Source organism: Vibrio mediterranei, assembly GCF_013364395.1.
Taxonomy (GTDB): Bacteria; Pseudomonadota; Gammaproteobacteria; order Enterobacterales; family Vibrionaceae; genus Vibrio; species Vibrio mediterranei.
Map to the genome: position 1 here is coordinate 26,456 of NZ_JABXGK010000008.1, position 24,028 is coordinate 50,483.

General features: G+C 43.7%; 18 protein-coding genes and 1 tRNA gene. 9 read left to right on the plus strand and 10 right to left on the minus strand.

Annotation, left to right across the window (positions count from 1 at the left end; translation table 11 throughout):
- Positions 1-180 precede the first annotated feature (180 nt).
- The 4 genes from HOP38_RS17155 (at position 181) to HOP38_RS17170 (ending at position 7,821) form a co-directional block, all read left to right on the plus strand.
- Positions 181-1,104 carry a LysR family transcriptional regulator gene (locus HOP38_RS17155; RefSeq protein ID WP_006069359.1) on the plus strand — a complete coding sequence of 308 codons (924 nt, stop codon included), beginning with the start codon at positions 181-183 and terminating at the stop codon, positions 1,102-1,104.
- 214 nt (positions 1,105-1,318) lie between these two features.
- On the plus strand, positions 1,319-3,325 hold the full coding sequence (locus HOP38_RS17160; RefSeq protein WP_198558563.1) for a TonB-dependent receptor domain-containing protein: 2,007 nt from the start codon (positions 1,319-1,321) through the stop codon (positions 3,323-3,325).
- A gap of 209 nt (positions 3,326-3,534) precedes the next feature.
- A complete protein-coding gene (locus HOP38_RS17165) occupies positions 3,535-4,698 on the plus strand; it encodes an efflux RND transporter periplasmic adaptor subunit (RefSeq protein ID WP_198558564.1) in 1,164 nt (387 codons plus the stop codon).
- Positions 4,699-4,707: 9 nt separating this feature from the next.
- Positions 4,708-7,821 carry an efflux RND transporter permease subunit gene (locus HOP38_RS17170; protein ID WP_006069362.1) on the plus strand — a complete coding sequence of 1,038 codons (3,114 nt, stop codon included), beginning with the start codon at positions 4,708-4,710 and terminating at the stop codon, positions 7,819-7,821.
- Positions 7,822-7,880: 59 nt separating this feature from the next.
- On the opposite strand, the gene HOP38_RS17175 is transcribed toward HOP38_RS17170, so the two are convergent.
- Together HOP38_RS17175 and HOP38_RS17180 are read right to left on the minus strand one after the other, a co-directional pair.
- Positions 7,881-8,483 carry a DUF2913 family protein gene (locus HOP38_RS17175; RefSeq protein ID WP_006069363.1) on the minus strand — a complete coding sequence of 201 codons (603 nt, stop codon included), beginning with the start codon at positions 8,481-8,483 and terminating at the stop codon, positions 7,881-7,883.
- Between the two features lie 59 nt (positions 8,484-8,542).
- Positions 8,543-8,626, minus strand: a tRNA-Leu gene (locus HOP38_RS17180).
- Between the two features lie 628 nt (positions 8,627-9,254).
- Here HOP38_RS17180 and HOP38_RS17185 point away from each other — a divergent pair.
- The 4 genes from HOP38_RS17185 (at position 9,255) to HOP38_RS17200 (ending at position 11,884) form a co-directional block, all read left to right on the plus strand.
- Positions 9,255-9,428 (plus strand): hypothetical protein, encoded by a 174-nt coding sequence (locus tag HOP38_RS17185; RefSeq protein WP_006069364.1) that lies wholly within the window; start codon positions 9,255-9,257, stop codon positions 9,426-9,428.
- A 7-nt stretch (positions 9,429-9,435) separates the two neighbouring features.
- Positions 9,436-9,897 carry a hypothetical protein gene (locus tag HOP38_RS17190; RefSeq protein ID WP_006069365.1) on the plus strand — a complete coding sequence of 154 codons (462 nt, stop codon included), beginning with the start codon at positions 9,436-9,438 and terminating at the stop codon, positions 9,895-9,897.
- Positions 9,894-10,925: an HlyD family secretion protein gene (locus tag HOP38_RS17195; RefSeq protein WP_198558565.1), complete on the plus strand. Its 1,032-nt coding sequence runs from the start codon at positions 9,894-9,896 to the stop codon at positions 10,923-10,925. Before HOP38_RS17190 ends, HOP38_RS17195 begins: the two co-directional genes overlap by 4 nt.
- A gap of 275 nt (positions 10,926-11,200) precedes the next feature.
- Positions 11,201-11,884, plus strand: coding sequence for a hypothetical protein (locus HOP38_RS17200; RefSeq protein ID WP_198558566.1), 684 nt, complete (start codon positions 11,201-11,203; stop codon positions 11,882-11,884).
- A gap of 118 nt (positions 11,885-12,002) precedes the next feature.
- Here HOP38_RS17200 and HOP38_RS17205 read toward each other — a convergent pair whose 3' ends face one another.
- From HOP38_RS17205 to HOP38_RS17215, 3 genes are all read right to left on the minus strand, one after another.
- Positions 12,003-12,815 carry a hypothetical protein gene (locus HOP38_RS17205; RefSeq protein WP_198558567.1) on the minus strand — a complete coding sequence of 271 codons (813 nt, stop codon included), beginning with the start codon at positions 12,813-12,815 and terminating at the stop codon, positions 12,003-12,005.
- 248 nt (positions 12,816-13,063) lie between these two features.
- Complete coding sequence (locus tag HOP38_RS17210; RefSeq protein ID WP_124941717.1) at positions 13,064-13,402, minus strand: hypothetical protein; 339 nt, start codon at positions 13,400-13,402, stop codon at positions 13,064-13,066.
- 11 nt (positions 13,403-13,413) lie between these two features.
- Complete coding sequence (locus HOP38_RS17215) at positions 13,414-14,676, minus strand: serine hydrolase domain-containing protein (RefSeq protein ID WP_198558568.1); 1,263 nt, start codon at positions 14,674-14,676, stop codon at positions 13,414-13,416.
- 263 nt (positions 14,677-14,939) lie between these two features.
- On the opposite strand from HOP38_RS17215, the gene HOP38_RS17220 reads away from it, so the two are divergent.
- A complete protein-coding gene (locus HOP38_RS17220) occupies positions 14,940-17,990 on the plus strand; it encodes an efflux RND transporter permease subunit (protein ID WP_124941715.1) in 3,051 nt (1,016 codons plus the stop codon).
- A gap of 41 nt (positions 17,991-18,031) precedes the next feature.
- On the opposite strand, the gene HOP38_RS17225 is transcribed toward HOP38_RS17220, so the two are convergent.
- The 5 genes from HOP38_RS17225 to gntH all read right to left on the minus strand — a co-directional run bounded on the left by HOP38_RS17225 (position 18,032) and on the right by gntH (position 23,931).
- Entirely contained in the window at positions 18,032-18,916 is an 885-nt protein-coding gene (locus HOP38_RS17225) for a DMT family transporter (RefSeq protein ID WP_198558569.1), read from the minus strand.
- A gap of 151 nt (positions 18,917-19,067) precedes the next feature.
- A complete protein-coding gene (locus HOP38_RS17230; RefSeq protein ID WP_198558570.1) occupies positions 19,068-21,251 on the minus strand; it encodes a TonB-dependent receptor domain-containing protein in 2,184 nt (727 codons plus the stop codon).
- Between the two features lie 174 nt (positions 21,252-21,425).
- A complete protein-coding gene (locus HOP38_RS17235; protein ID WP_031494541.1) occupies positions 21,426-21,854 on the minus strand; it encodes a hypothetical protein in 429 nt (142 codons plus the stop codon).
- A complete protein-coding gene (locus HOP38_RS17240; RefSeq protein ID WP_107306605.1) occupies positions 21,851-22,222 on the minus strand; it encodes a hypothetical protein in 372 nt (123 codons plus the stop codon). The genes HOP38_RS17235 and HOP38_RS17240 overlap by 4 nt, the downstream gene beginning before the upstream one ends.
- 80 nt (positions 22,223-22,302) lie before the next feature.
- Entirely contained in the window at positions 22,303-23,931 is a 1,629-nt protein-coding gene (gene gntH / locus HOP38_RS17245; RefSeq protein WP_198558571.1) for a guanitoxin biosynthesis MBL fold metallo-hydrolase GntH, read from the minus strand.
- Positions 23,932-24,028 lie beyond the last annotated feature (97 nt).

Consider the following 24,028-nt stretch of genomic DNA (forward strand, 5'->3'; position numbering starts at 1 on the left):
AATATTATGAGTTGAAACTTTATTAACCACTTTTACAGATTGAAAAATTCACTGAACAGTGTGCAATTGATATTAATCAAAATAGCTTATATCGATGAATTTTATAGGATTTAGTTGCTACGTTCGTATAAGTAGTGCTACTGTTTTTTCAGTTTTTTACCGTACCAGTACCTATCTTAAATGAATCTTAGCCAGCTAGATTTAAGTAATCTTCTGATATTAAAACACTTATTAGAGAAGAAGCATGTTTCTAATACCGCGTTGACACTAAATATCAGTCAACCGACCGTCAGTCGCGCTCTTCAAAAAGGCCGTGATTTATTTAAAGACGAACTTTTGGTTCGCACTACTCACGGTTATGAATTGACTCCCAAAGGCGAACTAATTCGACAAGACATAGGCTCTATTCTGGCTATGTTGGACAATCTAGTTGATGGTTCTGAATTTAACCCAAGCGAATCACGCAAGACCATCAAGTTTTTCGGTTTAGTCCCTCAGGTGAATTGGCTATTGCCTCCCGTATTCAAGCACCTTAGAGAACACGCGCCTAATATGGTCCTCGATATTGATACTGTCCCTCAAAAGCATTTCGATAAATTAATTGCGGGCGAAGTACACTTTTCTATCTCGAGCCAAACGCCGCCGGCAGCCGATCAAAACCTGTATCGAATGCTCATCGCCACTCGTGATTTTCGCCTGCTTATGAACAAAGACCACCCTTTGGCTCAGCAACCCTTAACTCCTGATAATTTAAAAGATTGTCACTTTGGGCAAATATCGCTCCATGGCGACCGAGCTCTCTCTATCCAAAGTCGTTTTAACGACATCGGTTTGTCCACCAATGACCGACCGCTCTCTACACCATTGAGATTAAGTAACTTCAATGCTGCGCCAAAAATGGCTGAAATGTCAGACGTCATTTTCCACCTCCCTACGCCGTTTGCAGAGGATGCCGCACGCAGTCATAACGTGGTGACGAGAGAAGTACCTGAGGAATTACGCTCACCTTACAGTGACATTTATTTGTATTGGCATAAACGCTACCACAATGACCCCATGTGCCAATGGGTTAGAGAAATATTCAAAACGCTCTATCCAAATTAATTTTTGTTACGCAAAATCATTGAAAAAAACAGCCAATTTTCACAGCAAATTCACCTTAACTACACCTCATTTACCTCCATGCTATTTGTGAATAGTGATTATGCAATATCCGGATGCTAGTTATATTGAGCCAATTTATGGATTGATATCTAATGACAATAGTTATCATTAGCAATACCTTTCCCATAAAAATACTCCAACTATTAGGTTTAATATGACCCGCATAACACATGCAATTACGCCCTTAGCAGTGGCGATTTCGACAATCCTTTCTTACCCAGTAATCGCCCAAACAGACTCAGAAAGTCATTCGGATACGCGTATCGACGAACAGATGGTTATTACTGCCACGCATACTGAAGTATCGACAACGAAAGCACCGGCTTCAATCTCAGTCATCACCGAAGAAGATATCCTATCCGAACCAGGTCTAGCACTGAATGACTTAGTCAAAAACATTGCTGGTGTTGAAAGTCAAATGGACGGAGGTAGAGCTGGACGTGAAATGATTTCTATTCGAGGCATGGATGCTGGGTTCACTATGATTCTAGTAAACGGTCGTAAACTCAGCTCTTCGAACGCAGTATTCCGTGGCAATGACTTTGATCTTGCAGCGGTTCCTAAAGAGAGTATTCAGCGCATTGAGATCATTCGTGGTCCAATGTCCGCGCTTTATGGTTCAGAGGCGCTAGGAGGCGTAATCAACGTTATCACCAAGAAGCCAACCAATGAATGGCAATCTCAAGTCAGTGGTGATTATGGATATCGCGACGACGATGGTGGTTCTGAATACACCGCAGGATTCAATACATCTGGCGCGTTACTAGAAGATGAACTGTTTTTATCACTTTCTATGAATAAGTCTTCTCGTGATCCGTGGCACGCCTTTTCTGGTCAGGGGGTTAGCGATAATGGAAATGTCTATGACCGTTCTCAAGCAACCACTTTAGAACAGCGAGACACCCTTACAGCAAGTGGTAGTCTCCAGTGGTATATCAACAACGAGCACGATCTCGCGTTTGACTTTAGCTACGCTGACGACCAGCGTGATGGCGTGATTGAGTCAACCAATGGTCTAACAGACTCTGAGTCTAAAGTCGTTCGTAATACTCAAGCTTTGACCTACAACGGCACCTATGATTGGGGTGATGCGTTACTGCGATATAATCGTGATGCATTTGAAACCAAAGACAATTTCAATGACAGAAATGCCGACCTAGGTTTATATGATGTAAATGAAGTCAATCATACTGTTGACGGACACGGCACTACAGTCGTTGGCAATCACACATTGACGTTTGGTGGAGAGTGGAAATACACCGAACTAAAGAACCCAGACAGCCTGACTCAAACCGGCAATGCAACGGTTAACCAGCAAGCACTATTTATCCAGGATCAATGGGCATTGAGCCAGAAAAACACACTAACTTACGGTACGCGTGTTGATATGCATGAAAGTTTTGGTACTCACTGGAGTCCACGAGCCTACCTCGTTCATTCTGCAACGGATCAATGGACGATCAAAGGTGGCGTAGGTACTGCATTTAAAGCCCCCTCTTTAACTCAGTTATCCTCTGAAAACATCGTCAACAGCTGTAAGGGTAACTGCCTACTCGTCGGTAACCCTGACCTGCAGCCTGAAACAAGTCTTAACTATGAGCTCTCTACAAGTTATGTCGATACCTATTGGTCGATGGAAGCTGGATTATTTAGAAATGAAATTTCTAATCTAATTGACCGAGACCTCGATAATCCAGTTGATAATGTAGGCGGTCGAGATGTCTATACCTACAAGAATATTGATGAAGCGATTATTCAAGGCGCGGAGTTCAGCGGTGAGTACGATATTTTGGCAAATCTTCGTCTGAACGGCACCTACACCTACCTTACTACGGAAGACAAAACTACCGGTGAAGAATTAGAGAACCGCCCAAATCACATGGCAATGGCAAGGTTGGTTTGGGAACCTGTCGATTCAATCAGCACATTCGCTCGCGTTAACTACACAAGTAGAACCTTGCTTTCAGTTGACGATAACGTATACCGTCCATCTTACGTGACCGCCGACCTTGGTATGAACTACTTCGTTAACAACGACTGGCGGCTAAGAGCTGGCGTTAAGAATGTCACCAATGAACAATTCAACGACTACGATGTGACACGCCGTGGCTATGTAGTCACACCACGTAATTGGTACGTCGGAACAACGTTAAACTTCTAATCCATCAAAACCACTTCCACGCCAACCACCAACCAGGTTGGCGTTTTTTCACCTGAAAAAATTCCTCACGACCAACATAATCCGTTCACACTACTTAACCCATTAATTCAATTCATTAATTTTCCCAAATGCTTCACAGACATTCGTCATTTATGGTCTAAACTCAAACAATAAACATTTTATATAATTATCAGAAACAAGGATTGTCTATGTCTTACTTTCCCAAAGCAGATGGTGTCATCGCTAAAGGACTCATCGTTGCGCTACCTATTCTCCTCCTTTCAGGTTGCGAAAAAACCGTCGAAGCTCCTCCGGCAGTCAAGCCCAGTGTAAAAGTTCTCGAAGTGTCCATGAAAGAAATAACACCAAGTGAAGAGTTCGTGGGTCGCACTGAGGCAACTCAAGACATCGAACTTAAAGCAAAGGTAAGAGGCAACTTACTAAAAGCCTATTTTGAAGAAGGCAGTATGGTTGAAGAAGGACAATTGTTGTTTGAGATTGACCCTGAACAATATGAAGCCGCCCTCAAGTCCTCCAAAGCACTTGTGGCTCAATCACGTGCTGCCTATGACACGGCAGTTCGTAACTTTAAACGTGGCGAAGGATTGATTAAAGACAAGTACATCAGCCAAGCGGATTACGACAATCTATTATCCGCCAAACTGCAAAATGCAGCAGCGCTACAGAGTGCCAACGCTGAGTTAGACAATGCCAAACTTGAACTGGGTTACACCAAGATTCATGCGCCATTTGCCGGAAGAATTGGCCGTGCAGAAGTGTTTTCAGGTGATTTGATCATTCCTGAACAAACCGAAATGGTGAACTTGGTACAAATGGAACCGATTTGGGTCAACTTCCAGTTACCAGAAAAAGTCATTATCAACGCTCAAAAAGCAGCTCGTGACGCTCAAAATCAATACAAAATCGAAGACCTACCAGTAAAACTGCGATTCCCTGACGGGTCGATGTTTGAAGAAACAGGCATGATAGATTTCATCGATAACCGTGTTGACGCCACTACCGGTACTCTGGCTGTCCGTGCTGAGTTTGCCAATACAGAACACCTAATTGTGCCCGGACTTTACGTGACGGCAATAATCGAAGCTCCACGAGTTCAAGAAGTTATGCTCATCCCCCAACGCGCGGTGCAAGAAGACCAGCAAGGTCGTTATGTATTAACTGTTAATAAGGAAAACGTCGTCAAACGTAAAAACGTCACTTTGGGTAAACGATATGGTGTTGACTGGGAGCTAGAAGAAGGCTTAGAGAAAGGTGAACTGGTCATAACTGAAGGGTTACAAAAAGCCCGTGTAGGCGCTGAAGTCGAGTACGAAATGGATACCGTACAGCCTTTCGATGAAAACGACTCTTAAGGACAAGTTATGATTAGTAAGTTTTTTATACATAGGCCGAAGTTTGCCTTCGTTATCTCTATAGTCCTGACTTTGTCCGGTCTGTTGTCGATTCCTGCTCTGCCCGTGGCAGAATTCCCTAACATCTCCCCTCCAATGGTCTCTGTGACTACATCCTATCCGGGTGCGAGTGCTGAGGTTGTTGCCGACACCGTTTCTAAGGTTATCGAGGCCGAAGTCAACGGGGTGGAAAACATGATTTACATGGAGTCCAAGGGCGCAAACGATGGTAGCTACTCGCTCAATGTTACCTTTGAGGTGGGAACCAATGTCGATATGGCACAGGTTAACGTCCAAAACCGGGTACAACAAGCCATGCCTAGGCTTCCCCAAGAAGTTCAACGAAACGGGGTAAAAGTTGAGAAACAAGACCCAAACATCTTAATGATGCTTAACTTGGTATCACCAGATGGAAGTCTAGATAACCTATTTTTAAACAACTACATGGGCATTAATATTAAGGATAACCTTGCTCGTGTTAACGGTGTCTCTAAAGTAAGCATTATCGGTGGTATGGATTACTCCATGCGGATCTGGCTCAACCCCGATCGCATGGCAAGTTTAGGTGTTACCGTAGAAGAGGCCATTGCCTCAATTCAAGAGCAAAATATCCAAGTTGCGGCGGGACGTATTGGCGCAGCACCAGTACCTCGAGATCAACAATTTCAGTACACCCTCTCCACCAAAGGTCGCTTGAGCCACCCAGAAGAGTTTGAACAAATCATCATCCGTTCGAACCCAGATGGTAGCGCAGTTTATATGAGTGATATTGCGCGTATTGAGCTTGGTGCTGCAAGTTACGATGCGGAAGCGATGCTGGATAACAAACCATCTGCACTACTTTTCATTTACCAATCAAGTGGCGCAAATGCACTCGAAGTAGCGAAAGGTGTCCACGAAGAATTATCCCGTCTTCGCGAGCAATTTCCTGAAGATATGGACTACAAAGTTCTCTACGACACCACTCAGTTCGTAGAAACGTCCATCGATGAAATGATTGAAACACTGTTGATTGCCGTAGCACTGGTTATCTTCGTTGTGTATATATTCTTGCAGGATGTTCGACAAACGTTAGTTCCTGCTATCGCCATTCCGGTGTCTTTAGTTGGTACATTTGCATTCCTACTGGCAACAGGCATGAGCATCAATACCGTGTCGCTCTTCGCCTTGATCCTCGCGATCGGTATCGTAGTAGATGATGCTATCGTTGTTGTAGAAAACACCACTCGTTTAATGGAGGAAGAAGGGCTCAACGCCGTCGATGCCACAACCAAATCCATGCAGGAGGTAACGGGGCCCGTTATCGCTACAACTCTGGTGCTACTCGCGGTATTCGCGCCAACGGCAGTTATGCCCGGTATAACTGGGCAAATGTACGCGCAGTTCTCTATCACCATCTGTATTTCGGTTCTAATTTCCTCGGTGAACGCATTAACACTCAGCCCTGCGTTATGTGCTTCACTACTTAAGCCACCAAAAACGCATGAAAAAGGGTTCCATGCCAAATTCAACGTTTTGTTTGAGAAGGCAACCGGAAAGTACACCAACTTTGTTTCGGGAATGGTGCGTAAACTAATGCTCGTTGGCGTCGTCTATGTCGCCTTGATCGGTGCAACGGGCTATCTGGCTACTTCGCTCCCTACCGGGTTTGTCCCTACGGAAGATAAAAAAGCATTCTTCGTCGATGTGCAATTACCTAATGGCTCTTCCATCAACCGTACCAAAGAAGTTATGACTCAAATGGTAGACGAACTAAACCAAATGGATGGCGTAACCAATGTGATTTCAGCAAGTGGTTATTCGATTATTTCTGGCGCGGTATCGTCTAATGCAGGCTTGATGGTTGTCATTCTTTCTCATTGGGATGAGCGACAAGATCCATCCTTGGTAGAATCGCAGATCGTACGACGAGCTAACGCCGCACTATCGCAATACAGTGAAGCGACGGCGGCTGGTTTTTCCCTACCAGCGTTACCGGGTGTAGGTACGGTTTCCGGTGTAGAGTTCTATATCCAAGATACCTTGGGCAGAACGCCAGCCGAGCTCGCAGGTGTCATGCGAGCAATGTCCATCCAAGCAACTTCTGAGCCTGAGCTAACAACGGCGTTTAGTACGTTCCAGGCTGACGTACCACAACTATTCGTCGACGTAGATAGAAACAAAGCCAAAGTACAAGGTGTTGAACTAAGCAGTATTTTCACTACATTACAAACGATGCTTGGTTCAATGTATGTAAACGACTTCAACCGATTTGGTAAGGTTTTCCGTGTGAACATGCAAGCGGAAACCGAATTTCGCGATTCAGACCGAGACATCGCTCGTTTCTACATCCGAAACAAATACGATGTTATGGTGCCGCTTAATACCTTGGTTAACGTAGAGCCTAAGCTAGGCCCTGAATACATCAACCAATTCAACTTATATAGCGCAGTTAAAGTCAACGCATTCCCAGCACCAGGCTACAGTTCAGGACAGGCGATTGATGCTGTGAAGCGAATCGCGGATACGACTTTCCCGAACGGCTACACCTATGAGTGGTCAGGGCAAACTTACCAAGAGTTAAAAGCAGGTAACTTAGCGCCATTCATCTTTACCTTAGCACTTATCTTTACCTATCTATTCTTAGTTGCACAGTATGAAAGTTGGACGATTCCAGTGTCAGTTATGCTCGCTGTTCCAGTCGCTATTCTAGGGGCATTTATCTACATTTGGATAATGGGGTCTGACGTTAACTTATACACCCAAATCGGCTTGGTACTACTAATCGGTCTTGCCTGTAAGAACGCGATTCTGATTGTAGAGTTCGCCAAACAGCTCAGGGAAAGCGGTATGAGTATCACCGACTCAGCCATTAAGGCCGCGCGACTGCGTTTCCGGGCGGTCTTGATGACAGCCTTCTCGTTCATTTTGGGGGTAATCCCACTGGTCATCGCAACCGGTGCAGGTGCTGCAAGTCGTGTCTCATTAGGTTATGCGGTGATGGGCGGTATGATTGCGGCCACTATTGTAGGTACCTGTCTTGTTCCAGTGTTCTACGTGATGTTGCAATCACTTCGAGAGAAGGTAAAAGGACGTAGCTCTTAACACACTCCAACAAAAAAAGCCTGATTTATCAGGCTTTTTTATTATTTCTAAAATAGAGACTACGACTTATCAAGTTCGAGTGTAATTCTCACAAAGTTGTCGTCTTCGTATTGTATCTGGTAGCTAAAGATATCATTGGCATATATCGTTTTTAGGAACAGGTGCTTTTCACGTACCGTTCCTCTAAATAAAATCGATATTCCTGATAACAATTGGTTACGTGCACCGAAATGTGCGTTTAGGTCCGTTGATAGCACGCACAGCAAACAACCATTCTCATCATGGTTGAGATCCACTTTCTCAGGACTCGATAACAGCACTGTGGTACCCAGTTTCTTTTCCAACTCACGAATTAATAATAGATAGCTATCTAAATGTGGCTGCGAAACGTCAGGCTTAGCTTCAACTCCTCGCAATAAAACATCTTCTAAATCTACTTGCGATTTCTTTGCTTGCAAGCTCATGGCTTTTAATTGTTTTCTAATCGCTTTGTATTTATTGCTTTTTAGTTTCGGCTTTAGCCATCGAACCAATAACTCGTTCTTCTTGGCAAGATCGAATAATTGGGATTTGGACTCTAACTTCTTGAATTCTAGATGTAACAAGGCGTGCAAAGACACCTCGGTCAATAACTGAATTGATACCGAGTTAGACGTACTCATTTGCTTTGAACTGGATCCTTTGTTCTGCATTGTAGTCTGTTGGTATTAAAGAAAGGGAATGGTGCCGAGAGAGGGACTCGAACCCTCACACCAAAGGCACTAGCACCTCATGCTAGCGTGTCTACCAATTTCACCATCTCGGCATCGATAAATGCATCACTAAATCGCATCTATTTATCACCGCTGTTTTAGCGGATTCCGAAATGTTAACTGACGATTTTTTACTTGTATAGCGTTTCAATAGATAAAATCAATAAAACCAGTTCGTTTGATGAACAAATAATCACATTGGCGATTTCACATCCACTCATTTTGAGTATACGAACCTAAACACCCACGCTTGGGTACGTGATTAATACCAACCAAATGCTCAATACATTAATGAAAATGATATCTGAATTATAGTTCACTTAGTGTATTGGTGTGATCAAGCCAGATAATATATCCCCTTACATATTCAAGCTGAACGCTTACATCGACGCATATTGACGAAGTATAAAGCCCATCTGTACAAGGTTTGCCTACATACCTAATCGATATTGAGTACAAATTACGAGTCAGCCTTTGAAAGAACGAGTCACAAAAGTCAGACGCTCAACATGACTGACAGGCCGTACGACGATAATTAAGAGAGCAGAATAGCACTCATAAATCTCGCGTCGTACAGTCCTTATTACAAGAAAGCGATAGGTTCGAGCCATAATATTGCTCCAACACCTAAGTTAATTTCAATCCAACAATGCTAAGGATAGCCTGAAACAAGGCAATGACATGTTCAGACTATTGAAACACTCATTACTGGTTACCAGCGCCGTCCCAACGCTGGCCTTTGCAAGTGAACGCCAATCATCCGATAGGCTTAAACTTGGTCCTCAGGAAGTTCCCTTGTACCTACTCGGTACCGATCTGAAGCCATACCACGATGTCGCAAAGCCGAACGAGTAATCGAATCATGAAAAACAAATTAACTGCAGTACTCCGTTTCTTAACCAAGTGGATGTTAATAGTCAGTGGTTTTCTATCACTAAGCTATTTCTTTTCATTACTATCGAAAGTACATGGTAAAGACCTTCCTGAAAGCTATTTCAGCGATGGTATGCCTAGCATATTAGGGCTTCTTAACTCAGAGCTCTTTATGGGTATTATTTTCGTTATCACCATTTCTATCATCGTTTACGTCTTATACCTGTTGTGGCAATTACATGAAGTCGCGGTTCACCGTAGTCAATACATGCAGAGCGCTCACGCCAACCTAGTATTTGCACTATCCCTTTGTGGGTTATTTATCGACAAATTATGGTGGGTATTAGCTGTGATTATTGCCTTCACTAACTGGGAAGCGTTGGCTTCAGCATTAAGTAAGGTCATTCACACCGGAATCCACGGCGACAAAAAGCAGGAGCAATCGTCATGAAAGAAATTATGCTTCCGTATGTCCTGATTGTTTGGTTACTAGTGAAATTAGGCGTCATTAAGTGGACCCTCCGTAATGCGGTGATTAGCGTTGGATTTGGTGCCTTTTTAGCATTTATGCTGTTTACTGCGCACCGATTTTGGTCACCCGCTGATTTGACAGACAGCACCACAGTAAAAGCGCCTCATGCGGTACTAAGCCCTTTGTTTGGGCAGCAAGTCAAAGACATTTACGTGACTCATAACCAACGAGTCAAGAAAGGTGAGTTACTGTACACGCTAGAGTCAGAAGACACAGACGAAGAGTTGAAGAGTTTGAACTCTAGCCTTATTGCAGCTGAACATCGAATTATCAGCATAGAAGAGCAGATTGCGATTGATGTTAAGAACCATCAACGCTTAATCAATCTAGATGAATTTAGCTCTGAACAAGAAAGAGATGAGCTGCATACCAAAATACAACAAGGGAACGCAGACCTAATGGCGGCTCGCTCCGATGTTGATGGTATACAAGCTCAGATCAATCAAAAGCAATGGTTGAACGACCGTAACCAGATTAGAGCACCTTTTGATGGTGTAGTAGGTGTCATTAACATTGCCAAAGGCTCTCGTACTGGCAACTTGTATCTCTATAACATCGAGAGAAAATTCGTCGAAATGCGCGTAAGTGACCAAACTTTCCGACATATAAAGGAAGGTCAATTCGCCGAGTTTTATGTTAATTCTCATCCAGGTGAAGTATTTCGCGGTCGAGTGCACAGCATTACAACCAATACCGGTGAAGCGACCGTATCTGCTCGCGGTAACACGCAACAAGTTCGCCAGCACGTAGGAAACAATACCGGTGCACATGGTCGTACTGTTGTTATTGAATTTAATGAACCGGAAGGCTACGACGTGCCACTTGGCGCCACAGGTTCAGGCTGGATATCAGCAAGCAAGCCGTCCCAGGCACTTGGTTTTATGGACATCATCGGTGGTGCAACAGTACGATTGAAAGCACTTAAAGCTTATCTAAGCGCTATTTAATATTAACCCTTTTAAGGCCCGCGCATAGTTGGAACTCTGATTGGAACTGGTAAGGAAAATTGGGCCTACAACACCTCACTTATGTGGGGTGTTTTTTTATCTTTAACCGGATATTTCTCGCCATTATGCCAGCTTAATAGTCTCTTACCCTAAATACACAAATAGCAATCCAATCCATTCGAAAAGCGAATACGAACCAACTAACTCCTATCGGAACTTTTCATTATCTTTTGCATCGCTCTCAACAAGAAGAGTATCAATAAAAGGTAATTAAAATGAAAAAGACAGCAATCGTTCTAGCGTTAACTTCAGTATTTGCAACTAATGCTATGGCAGAAGGTGTAACGGGTGGTGTGGAACTAGATGCTAAGTTCGTAGATGGTGCAGCCGAATATAAAGCAGATAATGGCTCTGGTATCAAAGCGTTCATCGGTTATGAAGGTTTCGGTGCTTCGGCTAAACGCAAAGCAAACTTTGAAAATGAGTACAACCTTAACTACACCCATGATTTTGGTAACATCTGGCTAAAAGGCGAATATGAGTTCGTTGATAAGAAGAGTCGTCAACAGCCAGCTAACGACCAAAACAAATTTGGTATTACCGTTGGTGGTAACGTTGCGGAACTATTCGATACCTCATTGCGTTTGCGTAAAGACACAGATTTAAACTCAGGTAATGGCAGTGAGCGTAGCAACATCTATCGTTTTGATTTAGCGGCAGGCAAGCAAGTCACAGAGCGCGTCTACTTAAATGCTAAACTGGTCGGTCAAAAGCAAACTAATAAAGCACTAATTACTCGTGACAACAAAACGAAAGACACTATCTACAATGTTGAGCTGCGTGCTACCTTCACGGCGATCGATAACCTAATCCCTTATGTAGAAGTCGGTAACGAGGGTCAATTCGGTGATGGTAAGCGCAATACCTACGGCAAAGTAGGCGTTGTTTTCCCATTCTAATTTGACACTATTAGTTAAAGCGCAAAGATATTCGAAGGAATGAATATCTTACAGCGAACCTATTATTCCTTCTTCACCCCTTCGAACAGTCTTACCGCTCAATATCTTCAAAACAACACTAGAACTGGTAATTAAACTCTACCCTCTGGTCACCTTCAAAATAGCTTTGTTCTTGCGTCCAGTTGGCAAAATAGCGCACGTTAAAGCGAGGCGTAAACTGATAAGACACCGCAAATTCATTAGTAAAGATAGAACTCATTCCTACGCCGTATGCATTGTCGACATAAGATTTAGAACCAGATAGAGTCGTTAACCACATCGGATTGTAGTTAAGCCATAGCTTATCCGTAATCGCATATTTGGTATAAGCCCCCACTACTGCGTATGTTCCTGGAACTGTGTAACCATTATCTTGTGGTTCAGTTTGACAATCGTTAGCATCGGTGCAGCTAGGAAAATTCCCATTGCGTACATTGACGCCCAACCCTGCAAGTGGATAGAGGTTAAGGTTGCCCCATTTTGGCAATGCTTGAATAAAACTATAGGACGCATTCAAACTTTCTTGCTCCACGTTATAGTTCAGATCAAGTTGACTACCGCGACCATTGGTGGTGTCCACACTAAAGTTTCGAAAACGAACGCTATCAATTGAATTATCACGACTACCCGTTCCAGACCAACCGAAATATTCTCCAGCTATTCCCTTCACTTCGATGATGTTCATCGCCATGGTATCAGGGTTACCTGTATCGTATGTGCGTCCGACTTTGATGTTTAAACCTTTGTCCGATGTCCCAGCACCCGCTTGAGTATAAACCGCTAAAGGGTCAGACATATCTTGGATTTCAGGATCAGAATTTTGGTCTGCAAAAGAAGAAAAAGAACAAACTGCGACTGTGGCCGCCGTTAGAAAAGAAATGTGTGCACGCATATAAACTCACCCTAATACAAAACAAACCTCCTTTTGTATTACCAACACTACTTTCTCGATTGGCAGCACCTCATCCATAAAATGCTGGGGAAGCCTAAAAGCGAGAGGCTATAACCTCAATTAACTCAAGGTTATAGCCTCTATTACTCTGCGATTATTGACTCGAATATAAGTTAATAAGAATCAGCCAGTTAGTTATCAATTATATCGCCTCAAAGACTGACAAAAGTGTTAATTACATCACTCGATCACCAGCTATCATCAATCGCAGCGTCAACAATAGCATCCTCAACCACAGCGTCTTCATAGTCTGAAATAATCGCATCTTCAACAACTGCTTCACCAATTAACTGATCACATTCTGCATCCGCATATGCACCATCAATTACACCAACGGCACCACCAATCATTGCTCCTGATTTGGCATCACCGGCGACTGCTCCTACGACACCACCAACTATTGCACCATCAACAGCATCAGTAATTACATTACCTCCATCGCAAGGATGATAGGCAAACACGTTTGCTGAACAAGTGACAAGAATAGCGCTTAACCATAACCTTGTTTGAAGCTGTTTTATTTTCATCGATTCAGCCTCTATTGTTGGTGCAATTGACTAATGATGGCGTCGATCGCCGAAAGCATCTCACCATCCCATACATCATTGATGGAAGTTGGAGCGCTAGCTTGTCTAACGATGACTACGTTTTCCGTTGGGTCTACATAAATCCACTGTCCAAAGATACCCAGAGCTGTATAAGCTTGGTTGCTATTGTTAGTGTGCCAAAATTGGTTTCGGTAGCTCCAGCCTTCAAAAACTTCGCCTTTCGCTCCATATCCTCCTTTCTCGAAAGCATCAACATCACCGCCATTTTGCGTCGATTGAATGGCTTCTTTAGGTAATACTTGTTCGCCCACTAGATTCTTGCCTTGAGAGACCAACATCTGACCAAATTTGGCTAAGTCGCGCGCTGTCGCGTTGAGTCCACCCGATGCCAAAGCCGTCCCTTCATCGTCAACAATAATGAAGGCGTCTCGCTCCATACCTAGTTTTGACCAGATTCTTTCCGACAACACTACATTAAAGGGTTTACCTTCAACACGTTCAATCAACCAAGCCACCACGTCAGTGTTGGCTGAAATGTAATGGAATTCTTCTCCATGTTGGCGTGAACCTTCTTTATTCAGTGTGCTCAAAAATTCATGAATGGTTTTAGGACCGTTATAGTCATTTTCCATTGGGGCAAAGCCAATGGTTTTCATATGCTGAAATACTTCCGCGTTAGGATCTTCGTATTTTTCTGAGTATTTGACGTTATTACTCATATCCAGCACTTTACCAACCGAAGCATCACCGAATGCTGACCCTTTTAGCTCCGGAATGTACTCAGATATCTGTACTTGGCGCTTAAGTTTTCCTTCCGCTACTAGCGTCGCTGCAATGATTCCTGTAAACGACTTCGTCACTGACATCATTTGATGCTGAGTTCGCTCTGTTTGGCCATCGAAATACTGCTCATGCACAATTTTCCCATCTTTCAATACAACGAAGGCATCCGCACGATGCTTCTCCAACATGCCTTGTAAAGTCATCGGCTTGCCTTGATGAAGAAAATGGACGTCACCTAAATGCTGCTCAGCATATGAGAGTAAAATGGGAGTGCTCGCTCCTGAGTCAACATTTTTGGTTTTCATGAACTCTTGCATATTTTTATAGGTGTATCGATTTTGGTCTGCCGCCAATAGGTTCGATTCATTGATGCCCATTTCAACACGTGTTTTTCCTTCTGCTGGGTTTGCATTTGCACCAAACGATCCCATAAGTACAGCAAGTGAAAGGGTTAAAATAGATTTTCTCATAGTAGCCTCAAGTAATTGGGTGCCGAACACCATCGATTTATAGTGCAAACTTTATCCTCAATACTCATTCCTACAAAAATAGCTACCATTGAAAATTCGAATAAATTAACACAAAGAACTGTCCAAAAAGATATCGAAAATTGGTGTATTCGAACCGCAAATAAAACCTGCCAAACATCTCAATAGATCGACTAGTAACTCATTTGTTATTAAAAATTCACGAGCGTAATATCCGGACAATTTCCAATAACTCGGTGGCTGGCATGTTTAAAATGTTCATAGAAAGACCTAAATTCGCGATAGTAATAGCCCTACTCATTTCGCTAATAGGAGCCATTTCTGCAGCAAACTCACCCATAGGCAGGTATCCAGATGTCGCGCCTGTTACTGTCGAAGTCCGAACCTTTATGGATGGAGCAAGTGCTAATGTCATGGCTAAATCCGTCGCGCCCGAAATAGAAAAACAAGTTAACGGCGTATCTGGTATGGAATACATGAAATCCACCAGCGGAGCCGACGGTACCTATACGCTGGAAGTGGTGTTTGAAAGTGGGACAGACTCAGACAAAGCAGTGAACCTCGTCCAAAATCGTGTAAACCTTGCGCTACCGGAGTTGCCTGGGGATGTCATGCGCAATGGTGTCAAGGTAGAAAAGCTCTCTAACGGTTTAATGCTTGGGATATCTATCACCGACCCGTCAGGCGGCGCCTCTGCTATTGATATCAGCGCCTTCTCTGGAGGCCCATTAAAAGAGAAAATCCAACGTGTGAACGGCGTGTCGAAAGTAGATGTCCTCGGAGAAAAGAAGTACTCCATTCGGGTTTGGCTCAATCCAGATAAAATGAAGTATTACTCTATCAACGTAGGAGACATCAATGATGCTATCGCTACACAAAACAAGATAGCTTCAGCAGGCAGCCTCGTTGATGACAAACTGGAGTTCCCAATTACTGTGAATGGTGGTCTCGCCACTCCAGAGGAGTTTGGAGATATTGTAGTTCGCTCAGACGAACTAGGTAAGACCATCTATTTGAAAGACGTTGCTAACATTGAGCTTGGTAGTGAAATATACACCGCCAATGCCTATGGCGAAAATGCTAACGGAACGGTTTTATTCATTTACAAAACACCAGAAGCAAACGCGATGAATGTCGCTAAAGAGATTAAGGCACTGTTAGAGCAACCTAACCCGTACCAAATTAAAGTCGTTTATGATGCCACTACCTTCATCGATGGTGCTATTTATAGTGTGCTGGAGACCTTAGTACTTGCGGTTGCAATCGTGTCTTTAGTTACTCTGATTTTCATGCAAAACTTCAGGCTAACACTAATTACCGTTACGGCCATTCCAGTATCTTTAATCGGAACCTTCGCCGTCATGAGTGCGTTAGGTATTCAAGTTAATATCATCTCTATGTTTGGCTTAGTCATGGCAATAGGGATCGTCGTAGACGCTGCCATCATTGTCATTGAGAACGCAGAGCATCAGCTTCACGAGAACCCCGAACTTAGCGTTAAGCAGGCCGTCTCTAAAGCATTGGATATCACTTTCTCACCAATTATCGCTTCAATGCTAGTCTTGCTCGCTGTATTCACTCCATCGTTGTTTATTCCAGGAATGGCTGGAACCATTTACTCTGAGTTTGGCATAGTGCTGTGTGCCTCGGTTGTTGTTTCGACCTTAGTGGCCTTGACGCTAACACCAGCACTTTGTTCGTTATTTATGAAACCACCCAAAAAGAACATCATCGCCAAATCTGTTGAATGGGTGATTACTCAGAAAATTCGTGCCTTTGCTGGTTTAGCGTGGACAGCGACCCGTCTGCCTTTGATAACGATCTTACTATTGGCTGGTGGCCTTTATCTCTCCATTGACCGTGGTGTAAACCTGCCTACTGGCCTGCTTCCCGAAGAAGATACCAGCGCCATTTTTGTTGTTGGCAGTTTCCCTCAAGGTACTGCTCTTGCAGCAACAGATCAGTATTTGGCAACATTAACTCAGCAACTCAACAAAATTCCAGGAATCTCGACCAGTGTTGAAGCGTCAGGTTTTAACTTACTGACCAATACCGCCGAGATGAGCAGTTTTATGATGTTACTGTCATTGGATGACATGCTGAGTCGTCAAGCAAGTGATGCGGAATTGACGGAACAAATTAACCATGTTTTGTCTGAGAATACCGATATCCAAGCGTTCGCATTTAAACCGCCAGTAATCCCGGAACTAGGGATGGTTGATGGTGTTAATTTCGTCCTGCTAGCACCAGAGCTGAGTCCCGTTGAGTTATACGAACTAACTCTGGAATTCAATTCTCGCTTGATGGAAGACGAGCGAGTTGGTTTAGCGATGGGACAATTTGAAGTCACCAAACCATCGATGAAACTGAACATCAAGCGGCAAGACCTCCTCAAATATGGCGCTACGTTTGCTGAAGTAGTGGAAGGTATGCAAACGCATTTTGGTGGTATGTATATCAACACGTTTAATATGGATGGTCGCAATTACAAGGTCATGGTGCAAAACGATCCCAAATTCCGATTAGACCCAGAAGCTTTAAAGAAAACCGGACTTTCTAAGGCTAACGGCACCCGAATAACTTACGATAAATTCTTTGATTTTGAAGAGATCAAAGTGCCTAACTTCATCACCCGATACAATGCAGAACAAGGTGTTTTCATTGATGTTATCCCTGCCGTTTCCACCGGCCAAGCCATTAGTGCAATTCAAGAACTAGCGGATGAGTTAGGTTATCGAGTGGAGTTTACTGGTGCTGCTAAAGAAGAAGTCTCCGCGGGCAATACAGTGGCTATTGTGATGGGCTTAGCGATGCTCGTGACATTTCTTGTTCTTGTCGCCCAATACGAATCTTGGCTAATTCCATTGGCGATTATGCTTACCGTCCCCACTGCCATTATTGGAATTGTAGAAGGCGTTATACATATTCAAGGCAACATCAATATTCTCACGCAACTCGCCGCTATACTACTAATTGGTATGACAGTTCGAAATGCGATTCTCATCGTAGAGTTTGCCAAAACACTACGAGACGACAACAACTTCACCATCAAAGAAGCAGCCGTACAAGCGTTACGTCTTCGTGCTAGAGCAGTATTTATGACGGCATTTTCATTTGGTGTCGGACTTGTACCACTGATGTTAGCTAACGCAGTTGGCTCTGGAGGTCAACAAGCGTTAGGTTGGGCATCATTTGGCGGAATAGTTTCAGCAACTTTCATTGGCTGTATCATGGCGAGCGTGTTCTTTGTCGTCATTCAACAAATTCGGGAACACTTTAAGTCTATTCCCGCTTAAGCAAACTCGCAGAGCCTTCCCTAGGCTCTGCGACCAATTTGTTATGATGTTGGCGCTCGGCGAAGCGATGACAACGAGAAGCCAGTAACCAGCATTGTGCCACTAATAACCAGAACCGTTCCAACAATGGTATTCACACCTATTGGCTCTCCTAAGAATAGATTTCCCCATAAAATACCAAACATTGGGATAAGGAACGTTACTGATAAAGCCGAAGACGGACCAATGTCGTTAACTAACCGGAAATACAACAGATAAGCTGCGCCAGTGCATACAACACCAAGTAACACGACCGAGATCCAAACTTCTTGAGTAGGTGTTTCTCGCATTGGCACAAATGGAACCAACGGCAACACGATAAGACAAGCAGCCCACATGCTACCGTGTGCATTATTAAATGCAGGAACAGACGGTGCATTTTTCGCATAATTGGTTGCGATGCCATAACAACAGGCCGCCATCACGCCAGCAATTATCGGCAATGTCGCTTGCTCACCAATACGAACTGCATCCCAACCAACCAATACCGCAACTCCAACAATCCCAATCAATAAACCAAGTGCACCGCGCTTAGTTAGCGGTGTTTTGGTCCAAAATACACCAATAACTGCCCCCCAGATCGCTGCGGTAGAGTTGAGTATAGAAAGAGTGGATGCGTTGAGTGTTTGCGCGGCATAGGCAAATAACAAGAAAGGCAATGCCGTATTAAACAGCCCGATAATAAAAAAGTGTTTGGTGTGCTTGGTAAACTCAAGTTTCTTTTTTAAATAAACACTGATGATAAGAAGCGCAAGGGCAGCAAAGAAGACCCGCGCCTCAATGAGCACAGCAGGCCCCATGACATTAGCGGCAATACGCATGAAGAGAAAAGATCCACCCCATATTGATGCCAATAGTACGAGTCTTAAAAAGCTTGCCAAATTCATGGTTGTTACTTATGTCTGATAATCGTTGTCCTTACTTTGCGTGATGGTTAGAAAAACCACAACCCCTACCAAAGGCTTATTCCGCTTACACTACCGAAAATGGCGAATAGATGATGTCGAGAGCACCATCTATTCAGCATTGAAGTGCGCGTTAGAAATCGTAAGTCATACTCAACCTGACCTCACGACCAGGCCCTGGAACGCCATTTGAAAGATAAGGTTCGTAATACACATCTGCGATATTCTTCACGGTAGCTCTTAGCATAAGATCCTTGTGCGCTTGAGGCTGCCAACTGACATAAATATCCTGAAGAGTGTATTGTTCACTCGCTTGGGCAAAGTAGATGGAATCTTCAACATTTTCTTGTGCATCATACCAACGCAATTTATAGCCTGTAGTGAGCCCTTTAATCCACTCATAGCCCAAGCCAAGTTTTACACTCATCGGTGGAATGCCGTACATATATTGATCTTCGCCACTAGAATCTGTCAATGAGCCCTTGTGTTTGCCTGCGATGTAGCTTGCACTGATATCGGCGAAAAATGCGGCAACACGATACTGTGCTTGCACATCAACACCATAGTTACGATAGCCATCCAAATTCACTTTCCAGCTCTGCAACGTATTCGGGTCACTGTCCAGATTCACACCAGTTCGGTTCATTACATTGTTGGTGACATCGTTATAGAAGCCAGTGATTTCCGTCGATAACATATCTTTGTTAGCAAACAGACCAGACAGGCTGTTGATCATAGATGCACGATAGGCATGAATGCGCTGTGCTTCCAATTCTCTTGCTGTCGCAGAGGCTTTGGCACGCGCATATTGCACCGCGTAGATATCATCAACTGAAGGGGCTTTCATTTGATAGGCATAGGCAAAGTTCAATAACGTTTGATCCGTAAGATCATAATCCAATTGAATCCTTGGGCTGAATCCGGCATGCGACACTTTACTGTAGTCGTGCCCTGCAGCTGGGTCATTGTAGTCCGGCGCAGGATTTTCTTTGCCTTTAGACGTAACATAGTCATAGCGTAAAGATGGGGTTACACGAAAACGATCGGTGACTTCAATTTTATCAGCCAAGTAAGCGGAATACGTGGTTTGCGTGCCCGATGGATCGTAATAAGGGATGAAGATACCATAGTTTTTCTTCGGCTTATTATAAATCTTGGTAGCATTATGAACGAGCGTATCTCGATTGTTTCTCTCATATTGCAGACCAGCAGTAATGGTATGGCGACCAATTTTCATTTCATTGTTAATGTCGACATAATCTCGCTGATACGATGCCCACGATTCATGACCATACGCGCCAATGGATACGAACATCTTCTTCCAAGCAACATCAGGACGACGCCAGTGCCTCTCATTGTCACTATGTGCCGCTGTGATTTTTAGGTTCACTAAAGGTGAGCTTGGGTTATATGAATATCGGGCCGATGTGGTTTTATCTTTGTATTCGTTTTGCACTGTGTAGGCGTATTTTGCCGCTTCTAATGAGCCGTATTTGCGAATATTGTAGTCACTTATCTTGGCAAAGGCTCCACGGCGGGTCGCCCAAGGTTGTCGACCCTCATCGCTATAAAAGGTATGGCTGATTTCAAAGAGATGGACTGCATTCTCGTATCCGATTTTAAATAGACCATTGTTTTGGCTATATGCAGAGTATTCAAGCGAGTCTCCTCCACCAACTCGAATATCATTAGCGTCTTTCCACGTTCCAGAAGCGAGTGCGTAAATTCCATTGTCCGCTTTACCGAACGCCGTGACACCGATATGAGTCTGGTCATCGTTATCGTTGTAACCTAAATGAACTCGAGCACCAACTTTACGGCCCGCTTTTAGCAGTTCATCTACCGACTTCGTTCTAATCCGGATAGTACCACCAAACTTACTACCCGCTTGAACATCGTGAGCGCCTTTGGTGACTTCAGCTTCACCAATTAAGTACGGGTCAAAAAAGAACGAACCATATCGATATTGCTCAAAACCAATAGGTGCACCATCAACATACACGCCAAGATCACTAGGGTCAGAAAACCCCCAAATGCTAATGCGTTCGCCACCAGCACGAGCACCACCGTCAAAAGAGACTCCTGGGATGTCTTCAAACAGCTCTGCTATGTTTGTTGGCTGTTCAATTTCAATCTTTTCTTGAGTCACCAAGGTTTCACCCGGTTTATCAATCGTTAACGGCCTCGTGTAGCCTGTCCCGTAGACATCCATGACTTCGGTATCATCATTTGTTGAGCTCTCTGCCACCGCAAAAAACGTCACTTGAGGAAGAGCAAAAGCAAGCAAAATCGCTTTTCTAAGAGTTACATTCATCATTATATTTATGTAGTTATCAGGAGTCGCGAATAGTACATTTACTCCACTTATAGATCAAAATGATAATCATTATCATTACAATATCTATACTCAACTCTACAAACAATGACGTTATGAAATTAAAATGCCCAATCTATGAATACAACAGAGTGGGCACCAACGCAGTGAAACCTATCAACCCGACAGGCCACTTTCTTTTATTTGCCGGTTAAACTCTCGATCAGCGAGTTCTTGCTCATCGTAAAGGTCTTCCAAAACGACTTGATCCATTTCCATCACATCAAAGAATTGATCCTTACAATAACTCGCATTCCACTTAGGTAACATATCGGGATCATTAGCAATGTTACTCACGTGTTCTGCGGCAAAATGTGCATAATGCTCAAACAATTCTTCGTCAGTGCCATTCGCTACCCATGCTAATTTTTTAAACCACACTGCAGATTGTTGCTCTGAAATATGCTCATTTACCTTGCAAACAGACATCGCCACCAACGACTCGGTATAATTTTCATAGTGGGGCAACGTATTATGAACATGTGCACCGCAAGCAATAGCTAATGAAGGAATGAAGGTGGCTAAAATCATCGTGGTCTTTTTCATCGTTTTTGTTCCTCTGGCTGTGTACACATTTGACTAACGTGATCTTTCTGTTCTGCTTCTTGAATGAGTTGCTCACCTAAAGCAACACCTTGAAGGTACAGAGGATCTTCCTCATTAAAGACGTAAGGTTCGTTAAGCACATCTTCAGAAAGTCCTTCTATTGTTTCACGGACTATTTTCGAGTTGTGTTCGGTATACTCTAAGGTCATAGAGCCAGTTCCAACACAATACACATTGACGGTTTCCACTGCGGCCGCAGCCATTATTGCGTTGTCTCGGCTAAATAACGTGTCGTGAGAGTGTTGCGCTGCCATTGCTTTAAACGTGCATAGATATAGCGCTGTTACTACAATCGTAAGTCGTCGCATAAATAGGTTACTCGTTGTTGAAGTTTGGGAAGGAGTTTGAGTTTGTGAGCACAAGAGCTCTATGCCCACAAACAAAGTCACTACTCTTGTTCTTGTTTGGTATTGCCTTCACGAGTGTCGCGATATGGGTCTGCTGAATCTTTACGATGCACGGAACGAGGTTCCAATCCATGAGCTTCGCGCATTTTATCAACCATTCGCTGCTTCTCGCCCATCCCTTGCTTCATGCTTTCTGGCAATACTTCCGTTGGCACGATCAGGTCACGATCCAACGGCCAATCTTTCAATAGTTGAGGGTGGTAACCTTCGGGGTAATACAGTGCTTCATCAATTTCTAAATCACGAATCTCTTGCTCTTGAATATCGGCTCGTGAATTTTTCGGCATTGGAACACGAAATACTTCACCGTCATTGAGATTAAACTGGGGAGCTCGGTTATTTGGAAAATCTGGAATAATCCCCTCTCGGACCCATGCTTTGTCCGGTGTAATGTTCGCGACTATCATATCGGGGGCGCCAAAGTGATATGGACCTTTCCAATGTTCACGTACCTGAGCCACAGTTTCGTTATTGTAGTAAGGGTCAAACTCCATATGAGTAGTCATAAACAAACGTGGTTGTATTTGATCTGCTAGCCATCCCGCCGCATAGCCTGACGTATGATGAGTATCAATGGTATAGCGTGTTAGAAAAGCAGGCACTCCTTGAACGATGGACGCTAATCCGACGAGCTCAGTCTGAACCTCGGTTACGAACAAATCGCAACCTTTGGCATACTGAATATCAAGTTCGGTAGGTCGACCATCCCCAGTCCAGACAAAACAGAGCGACTCCTCGTCATTGATTGTCCAATCAAGGCGATATGCTGAGGCACCATCTTTTGCGTGAGAACGTCTCCAATGTGATACTTTGACGCCATCAACATCATAGATAATGCCGCCATCGTCTTTGAAGTCGAACTCAACAACTTCTATATCATTACCTGATGGGAAAACATCAAACGCGTCTTGATGCCAAGAAAGCATTTGCAACATGCCTTCTACCATATGTCGCGTCCCATCTTCCGGGTTGCGACCTGATGGACCATAAATCGTTAGTGGTTTTTCCCACCGTCCATTCCAACCTCCAAATTGGTACAAATAAGGAAGAGAGCCAAAATGGTCTACATGCAAATGAGTTATGAAAATTTTGTCCAGTTCGTTTAGCGCAACACCAGCCCCAATATAGTTAGCAATTGACGCCTCACCAATATCGAACACGAAATTGTCACCGTTGCCTAACTCTACGTATATGGAGGTATTAGCTTGACCTGGGCGAATCATAGGGGATGTCCCCATGAAGGTCACACGCATTTCATTAGTTAACAGCTCTTCCGTCCTTGGGTACCAATTGGCGGCAGTAACCATATGATCCATTGGTTCAATGCCATCAAACATTAGACCTTCTTTCCAGAGTTCTTCGCCAGTCTGGATATCTGTTTTGAGCCCTCCTTGCAAAATGGCATGTATTTCCTCTGGTGAAGAATAGATTTTCCCACCCTGTTTCATCAACTCTTCGGTATTGACGTTTTGTTCGTAGTTATAGTGCTTGTAACCTGAGAAACTAGCTGAATTTTCAGACTGATAATGTTCAAAAGGCGTTTGAGCTAAAACTGGCGCCGATAGAAGAATCGAGCCAGCAACAGCAGTCATTATATGGATTTTTGGCATAATAATTCCTCCTCTCCCATAACAGGGAAAAGTAATAAATGAATATAAATGAGAGAAATCAGTTGTTGCTGAGCAACGAATATTCTGTTGCTTCTAA